Origin of the sequence: Phytobacter sp. V69 (assembly GCF_965644215.1) — a bacterium.
Taxonomy (GTDB): Bacteria; Pseudomonadota; Gammaproteobacteria; order Enterobacterales; family Enterobacteriaceae; genus Phytobacter.
Genome location: NZ_CBFFRL010000206.1, coordinates 1 through 7,716 on the forward strand (window position 1 = coordinate 1; position 7,716 = coordinate 7,716).

General features: G+C 51.2%; 8 protein-coding genes, 1 tRNA gene and 1 pseudogene. 8 read left to right on the forward strand and 2 right to left on the reverse strand.

What is annotated here, in order from left to right:
* Window positions 1–74: 74 nt before the first annotated feature.
* A pseudogene (locus tag ACSZPU_RS21165) lies at window positions 75–230 on the forward strand (IS30 family transposase); the annotation flags it as partial.
* Between the two features lie 293 nt (window positions 231–523).
* On the opposite strand, the gene ACSZPU_RS21170 reads toward ACSZPU_RS21165, so the two are convergent.
* Window positions 524–1,180 carry a LexA family protein gene (locus ACSZPU_RS21170; protein ID WP_499002862.1) on the reverse strand — a complete coding sequence of 219 codons (657 nt, stop codon included), beginning with the start codon at window positions 1,178–1,180 and terminating at the stop codon, window positions 524–526.
* A 105-nt stretch (window positions 1,181–1,285) separates the two neighbouring features.
* On the opposite strand from ACSZPU_RS21170, the gene ACSZPU_RS21175 reads away from it, so the two are divergent.
* The gene (locus ACSZPU_RS21175) at window positions 1,286–1,495 is read left to right on the forward strand and encodes a hypothetical protein (protein ID WP_499002864.1); all 210 of its coding nucleotides are present in this window, start codon (window positions 1,286–1,288) and stop codon (window positions 1,493–1,495) included.
* Between the two features lie 13 nt (window positions 1,496–1,508).
* On the opposite strand, the gene ACSZPU_RS21180 is transcribed toward ACSZPU_RS21175, so the two are convergent.
* The gene (locus ACSZPU_RS21180; protein WP_499002865.1) at window positions 1,509–1,934 is read right to left on the reverse strand and encodes a hypothetical protein; all 426 of its coding nucleotides are present in this window, start codon (window positions 1,932–1,934) and stop codon (window positions 1,509–1,511) included.
* Between the two features lie 308 nt (window positions 1,935–2,242).
* Between ACSZPU_RS21180 and ACSZPU_RS21185 the strand changes: the two genes are divergently transcribed.
* From ACSZPU_RS21185 to ACSZPU_RS21210, 6 genes are all read left to right on the forward strand, one after another.
* On the forward strand, window positions 2,243–3,052 hold the full coding sequence (locus ACSZPU_RS21185; protein ID WP_499002867.1) for a helix-turn-helix domain-containing protein: 810 nt from the start codon (window positions 2,243–2,245) through the stop codon (window positions 3,050–3,052).
* Window positions 3,053–3,068: 16 nt separating this feature from the next.
* On the forward strand, window positions 3,069–3,953 hold the full coding sequence (locus ACSZPU_RS21190; RefSeq protein ID WP_499002869.1) for an ATP-binding protein: 885 nt from the start codon (window positions 3,069–3,071) through the stop codon (window positions 3,951–3,953).
* Window positions 3,950–5,323 (forward strand): replicative DNA helicase, encoded by a 1,374-nt coding sequence (locus ACSZPU_RS21195; RefSeq protein ID WP_499002871.1) that lies wholly within the window; start codon window positions 3,950–3,952, stop codon window positions 5,321–5,323. The genes ACSZPU_RS21190 and ACSZPU_RS21195 overlap by 4 nt, the downstream gene beginning before the upstream one ends.
* Window positions 5,320–6,132 (forward strand): antitermination protein, encoded by an 813-nt coding sequence (locus ACSZPU_RS21200; protein WP_499002873.1) that lies wholly within the window; start codon window positions 5,320–5,322, stop codon window positions 6,130–6,132. Before ACSZPU_RS21195 ends, ACSZPU_RS21200 begins: the two co-directional genes overlap by 4 nt.
* 234 nt (window positions 6,133–6,366) lie before the next feature.
* Window positions 6,367–6,993, forward strand: coding sequence for a YagU family protein (locus ACSZPU_RS21205; RefSeq protein WP_499002875.1), 627 nt, complete (start codon window positions 6,367–6,369; stop codon window positions 6,991–6,993).
* 336 nt (window positions 6,994–7,329) lie between these two features.
* Window positions 7,330–7,404 (forward strand) — tRNA-Asn (locus ACSZPU_RS21210).
* Window positions 7,405–7,716 lie beyond the last annotated feature (312 nt).

Sequence of the window (7,716 nt, forward strand, 5' to 3'; positions counted from 1 at the left end):
CCTGAGTGATCAGGTGGGTCAAATTACAACTGCTGTTGTTAAACAAAGGTGGGTCAAAGTTCGACTGCTGTTGACTGTTACGGCAGTTTATCCCGAAGGGAACTGACCTGCGGACAGTGTCAGAAGAAGACTTACAGCACTACCAGGGGGCGCTGAACAGCAGGCCACGCAAGTGTCTCGGATTCAGGCAACCGTCTGTGGTGTTTGCAGAGCTAAGATTGGCGGCTTAGCGTTGCACTTCGGAGTTGAATCCGCCGAGCCTTCAATATCATCCCGTTCGTGGTTGTTGTTATTTATCGCTTGACACAGAACAGACAGTAGATGCCTTAGTTTTGCCAACTCATCCAGACAGTATGTGGCATCTTGTTTTTTAGTATTCAGTTTCATATTCATCCCGTGTGGTAGCCATTGGATGAATTAAAGGTAACTAAAGTATCATTTTCGTGCAAGTAATTTTTGATACTTTATTTTCTATAATAGAAAAAAGAAAGCCGGGATTCCCGGCATCTTTTTGAATTTAAAATTAAAATATATCCCACCTAGCATCTACAACGACACCCACGATCTCGCAATCATCGTCCATTTCTATTACTGGATATTGCGAATTTAAAGGGGCTAGAAACTCTCTACCTAAATCGTAAACGTACTTCTTAAAAGTGACCTCATCGGTTGATTTTTTACGAGCGATCACATAGCCATTTGAGTAAGGATCTGCTTCTGGGTTTACTAATATTGACATGCCTTCGGGAAAACTAACGCCCGCAGGAGAGGACATGGAATCGCCGTGAACCTCAAGCCAGAAACCTCTTTCTCCTGCGTATTTTACCGATTCTCTCCAGTTATCAATGTCATGCATACTGTAGTTATCACCACACTGAGCAAAATTACCAGCTTGCACCCAGTTTAAAACTGGATAGCTATACCTAAGTTCAGGTTGGGTTGTGGATTTTATGTTTGTTTCCCACGCCTTTTCATCTCCCCTCCCTGACTGGAGCCACTGAGGGTTGCAACTTAGTGCTGTAGCAATCTTGAATAAGGTGTTCCCATTAAAGCTTTTGGTTAGGCCCTGCTCAGCCTTGCTTATTGCCACCCGAGTGACGCCCGCCTTTTTAGCCAATGCCGCCTGAGTTAGCCCGGCGCTAATGCGTGCGGCATTAAGTCTCTCTGCCAGTGTGCTCATAGATGTTTCTCCAATTGTGATGAAACTAAAGTAGCAAATATCTTTGATACTTTGGATTCTATTTGCTACATTTCGTGGATACAATAGTTTCCATCTGGGTGGTGTATGACTCTATACGAAATCTTAAAGCAGAAGTTCAAGACAAATGCGGCCATTGGTCGCAGGTTTCCGCGCCGAGGAAGCGCCAGAAGTAGTCAGGCTGTAGGCAAATGGGAAAAGCGGGGCGTTCCTGAGGATGTTGCAATCCTGTGTCATCTGGATGAAGCGATCCCTTACAACCACCCAGACCTTACCTGCAACGACAATGAGGCGTGACATGTCACATCAATCAACGATGTTTCGCGTACCTCAGAAGCCTCTCGACGGCCGTAATAGCGGCCTGAGTGTCGGGAGTGACTATGACCTGCCCGGAAGCACTGCGATGACTGGAGGCTTTAAGCGCCGAAAAATATTCATCAACGGCCTGCTCGTAGGGCTGGCGCTCCTGGCGTGGGAGGTGGATGCAGAGGGTGTCAAAGTCGACGATCTTTCCGCCGTACTCAGTTCGCCCCGTCTTGAGTCTTTCGAGCTCCTTCCAGAGGAACACTTCGATCGGGTCGGAAACAGCATTGAATTTATCAAGCCGGTACCTGGAGACCGCTTTCTTGTCGCCGTACCACAACCCAAACCCGAAGGATATCACCGTCCAGAAGAGCGTGATAAGGGCGGGGTTGGTGTTGAACAGCAAGACAAGCTCACTCCAGATGATACCCATAAATTCTGGCGACTCCTTTTGACCCAGTTATCTGCTTTTGCGGTTGTTTTTCCCGCTGGGGTTTATCTCAGTATGCGCGCAAATATACGCCGCGACTGGCGAGAGCATATCCCGAAGGGGCGATTACCGAAAGTACCCACTCTGGCAATGATGAGCATTTTGTGCGTATCCCGCCGCGTCAAATCACGCAGGTGGAGGCTATGGGAACAGCGGGAGTGGTTCCGTGACATGCGAGTACGTCATGGGCTGGAGAGCGCGTATCGGGATACCGGGCACTGGAAAAAACTCGTCGAAAATAGGTGGTCATCATGAGTATGGAGCTGATGGTTAAGGCCATGAAGATTAAAGTTGGCAACCCACTACGCAAGCTCGTTCTGCTGAAACTGGCGGACAATGCGAGCGATTTGGGTGAGTGCTGGCCAAGTTTCAGTCACATTGCAGAGCAGTGCGAAATCAGCCGCCGTTCGGTCATCAGCCACATCGACGCTCTGTGTGAAATGGGGCTACTTAGCAAGGAATTCCGCTCGGGCGTGAAGGGTAATTCCAGCAATCTTTATGTCATTAATTTTACTGGTGCAGGAGATTCACCAGGGGGTGCAAATCGTTCACTACCTGGTGCAGCAGTTTCACCACATGGTGCAGGAGATTCACCAGGGGGTGGTGCAGGAGCTGCACCCAGAATCAGTCACTCTTTTGAATCAGTCAAAGAACCAGTCATAGAACCTAAATCTATTGGCGCATCGGCTGACGCCTTTGCACCGGTCCGTCCTGCAAAACAGGGTTTTTCACCTGAATTTGAAATGGCCTGGCAGGTGTACCCGAAACGCGCAGGTGGCAACAGCAAGACGGGGGCGTTTAAGGCCTGGAATGCGCGACTCAAGGACGGGGTGAAACCTGAAACCATGCTGGAGGGGGTGAAGCGCTACGCGGCTTACGCCAAAGCTACAGGCAGTACAGGCACCCAGTACATCAAGCAGGCGACGACGTTCTTCGGTCCCGATCGACACTTTGATGAACCCTGGAAGGCGCCATGCGCTCCCGGAGGTGGGCGACGAAACGCACTCCCGGTATCGGGTTTTAGTGAGCAGGATTATGGCGAGTCGGACTGTAACTGGTGATAACGGAGTGATTAACATGTTGGATCTTAACCAGCGCTCAGAGCGCGAGGCGCTGAAAGCGCAGCAGGAAAACCTCAACGAAGAACTGTCATTTGCTGTCGAGCATAAAAAACCCTGGCAGTTTGGTCACTGGGACAGTGGTGAAATCAGGACCGTTGAATGCACTGCGCATGCTGGGCATGGCGACTTTGAGCAGTTTACGCTGATCGGCAAAGACCTTCGGGGCAATAAAAACTTCAAGGTTTCACGATGCCCGGCCTGTATTCGCGATGAAATCACTCAGGTCAACGAGAGACTGCATTCGCTGCGTGTGTCTGACCTGCTGGGTGAGGCAGGGATCGCCCGCCGTTTTGAACATTGCGAATTCGCCAGTTATCAGCCTGTAACTCCGGGCGCAGCCAAAAATCTGTCAGCCTGCCAGCGTTATGCCGAAAGCTGGACAGACCGCCTTGCGGCAGGAACCGGACTGGTGATGCTGGGCAAATGTGGAACAGGCAAAAACCACCTCGCCGTTTCTCTGGCGAAAACCATCATTCGCAACCATCTTGCGCGGGTGGAAATCACCGACGTTATGCGCCTGACCCGTGCCGTAAAAAACACCTGGCGCAATAATTCTGACTGCACTGAGGATGACGTACTGAACCACTTCATTTCGCTGGATCTGCTGATTATCGACGAGGTGGGCGTGCAGTTTGGCAGCCAGGCCGAGTCAGCCATTCTGCAGGAGGTTATCAACGCTCGCTACGAGAGCATCTTACCCACAATCCTGATCAGTAACCTGACGTTTGACCAGCTGAAAGATGCGATTGGTGAGCGCATCGTCGACCGCGTTACTGACGGCGGGCGAAATCGCCAGGTGTTTAACTGGGAAAGCTATCGCAGTAATGGAGCGACCGAATGACGCCAGTGTGGAAAAACACCGATCTTGAAGGGGCGGTGATTGGCGCAATACTCCTGCGCGGTGCGGATCCCGAAGTGATGGATGTGATATCACGCCTGCCAGCAACCGCGTTTTCTGTCAGTCAGTACCGGGACATCTACGCCGGGGTATGCCGGCAGGCAAGAGGCACCGGTGTTATCGACCCGATACTGCTGTGTGGTCAGATGCCAGGGTATGAGGCCATTATCAGCGCCACAGCACCCATCGCCTGGGCAAAATCCTCACTACCCTCGTATGTCGCAACGCTGATGCGCAATGCCGCCGTCCGGGATGCGTATCAGGTAATCGAAACCGCTATGGATAGCATCCGGAATGCCGCTACCGGCGAGGCTGCTGTGACTGCACTGGAGCAGGCACAAAGTGCCATGTCCTGTATCGGTATCGATGACGGACTGGTGCAGCCCGTTGCGATTGACGAGTTACTTCCCGGCGTCGTTGAGAAGATTGAAGCCAGAATGCAGGGGCGGGACGCGGGTCGCCTGTTGCTTACCGGTATTACTGAGCTGGACGAGAAAACGGGAGGCATTGAACCCGGTGAGCTGGTGTTTATTGCCGCGCGCCCGTCAATGGGGAAAACAGAGCTGGCACTGGACATTATCGATAAAGTGTCAGAGCGGGGGCAGGGCGTGCTGTTCTTCTCGCTGGAAATGTCCAGTATCCAGATAACCGAACGCATGGTTTCCGCTGCGGGCGGGATGCCCGTATCGCGACTGAAAGCCGCCGATAAATTTGAAGATGAGGACTGGGCAAGGCTGACGACAGGCGTCGCGAGATTGACCGGACGCAAGGTCTGGATGGTTGACGCCACAAACCTGACACTTGATCAGATTAGCCAGACGGCCACCCGATGGAAGATTGCACACCCTGAAATGGCGCTGGTGGTTATTGATTATCTGGCGCTTATCAGGATCCAGAGCGCCGCAAGATATGACCTGGCTGTTGGTGAGGTATCCAAGGGGCTAAAGAGGCTGGCAAGAGCAAATCAGATGCCTGTTGTCGCCCTGAGTCAGCTCTCTCGCGGCGTTGAATCCCGCCCCAATAAGCGCCCCATGAACTCCGATTTAAAAAACTCCGGTGAAATTGAGGCGGATGCGGACATCATCATGATGCTCTGCCGCGATGAAGTCTATAACCCGGAGTCAATGGCGAAAGGTATCGCCGAGATCAACGTCACAAAACAACGCAACGGTGCGCTCGGCACGGTATATCGCCGTTTCTTTAACGGACACTTCCTGCCCATCGACCAGAATGAGGCACGCTGCCGGTGCACGCCACAGCAAAAAACACAGCCTAAACGTTATAGCGGTCAGAAGTGGGAGAATGCGCAATGAAAATGGAATCAGGACTAAAGCATTTCAGTCCCCAGGGAATGCTTATCAACGATGACACGAAGAGCACCTCACCGGACCGCCTTAACGGCACTGATATCATGTATGCGTTTGGGGCCACCAGCAGCCGCGCCCGGTTTGGTCTTGCGGCATTCCTCGGCAAAGCTGGCGTCAGCAAATCAGACGAACAACTGGCGGTTCAGGCGCTGGCACGATACGCAATGGAGGTTGCGCCGAAGAACGTTCGCAAAGCTGCTGGTGGGCAGTTCGGCAGCTGCATGTTGCTGCTGGCGCAATTTGCTTTCGCAGAATACTCACGTTCGGCGGCCAGCACTGCAATTTGTCTCAGTTGCAACGGCACAGGGAAAACCACTGCGACGCAGGTCACGCGCAAAGTATCTTACCCATGGGGAAAACCACCTTATTGGGCCAGTCGATCCCGCGCCGTTCGTCCGTCAGACTGGGAGCTATGGACAGAGGTGACCGAGATTGTCCCGTCCAGGTGCGTGGCGTGCGACGGCAAAGGCCTGTTGAGCGCCCGGTGTCGGTGCGGCGGTAAAGGCGAGGTACTCGACCGTAAGGCGACAAAAGAAAAGGGTACTCCGGTATTCAGAAGGTGTGAGCGTTGTTCCGGCAATGGTTTTACGGTCATGCCTTCCACAGCGGCCCACAAAGCGATTCTCAAATTCGTTCCTGACCTCCATGTCAGAACGTGGACAAGGAACTGGAAGCCATTCTATGAATCGCTGATGGGCGTATGCAACGCTGGTGAAGACAATGCTGCGAAAGAATTTGAACGAGTCACACGATAGCAACAATATTTTGCGTTTTCGAAACGTAACGCTTGATTTTGTCCGAAGTTGTCCTGTATGCTTCTAATCATGGATTGTTGTGTCCAGATGAATTTAACCCGTGAAACCCTGCCAACTGGCGGGGTTTTTATTGTTGCAATGGTTACAACTAAATCGTGATCTGGATCAAAATTCTTAATCCAAAACTTAAGGAATATTAAGGGACTGTAAATGTTTCTTATAAGTGGCGGATTTATGGCGTTAAAAGACTTTTTTGTACAGACAGAACCTCGCAGAAGGCACTATGGAGTGGCATTGTTTATTGGGCTTATTTCTGGTGTGGTTTCGGCATTTGTTAAATGGGGTGCAGAAGTTCCCCTACCACCGCGTAGTCCTGTGGACATGTTTGCCAGTGCGTGTGGGCCCGAATCATTAATTCGAGCTGCCGGGCAAATAGACTGCTCAAGGAACTTCCTTAATCCGCCATACATTTTTCTACGCGATTGGTTGGGATTGGCAGACCCTAATGCGGTCGTCTATACCTTTGCAGGTCATGTATTTAACTGGGTGGGTGTAACGCACATCATATTCTCCATCGTCTTCGCCGTTGGGTATTGTGTCGTTGCAGAAGTGTTCCCTAAAATTAAGTTATGGCAGGGGCTGCTGGCTGGTGCGCTTGCACAGCTATTTGTCCACATGATCTCATTCCCACTTATGGGCTTAACCCCATCTCTTTTCGACCTTCCATGGTATGAAAACGTTTCTGAGATATTTGGTCACTTAGTATGGTTCTGGTCTATTGAGATAATTCGCCGTGATCTCCGGAACAGGATTACGCGTGAACCTGATGCAGAGGTTTCTCTGAATACCGCTTTCAGATAAACCGAGCAAAAAACATTAAGAGCCCGCCCTAAGTGCGGGTTTTTTTGTTTCTGGAGGGCTGAATTATGTGCCAGTAAAACGGACAGACCGCACTTATAAGCCACAGTCATGATGTGGCCCCGAGTCTCTTGAGGGAGCCAGACGCAGGTCCGAACTGCGACATACCGCTGGTGAGGGTTAATAAAGAAAAGTGTATGCCGGTAAAGCAGCGCAATGCCAAAGCGTACCGGTTATAAGCGGCCAAAGGGCGACAGCAACTCAAGGGCATGAGCGTGGCCACTCCGGGAAGTGGCAAAGAACATAAAGCCTCGCATAACGCGGGGCTTTTCCATATCTGGGTCAGTCGTATAAAGGTCATTACGGCAGGCTGTTAACCTGCTTATCGTGGTTCGAGTCCACGCTGTCCCGCCAAATCCCGCTACCAGGGACCATTACGGCTTAATCGCCGACATTGCTCGACCCATATTCCCGCTCCGGCGGGTTTTTTATTCAGGCCTCACTGACGGCGGCTCATTACCCAACCGTCAGGCGCTTGCGCAGAGGCCGCCTAATTAGTAAGTGATTGCTTTAAATCACTGAATATTTTCTTGGAAGGTGATAGCTATGTTTACTCCACAAACCAAATACCTGGAGAATGGAATGCAGATTAGGGAAGGTGCGATTTAATCGTCAATTATGAGAACATAACCCTTTCTTTGACATAGACTTTTCACGATGCCCGCT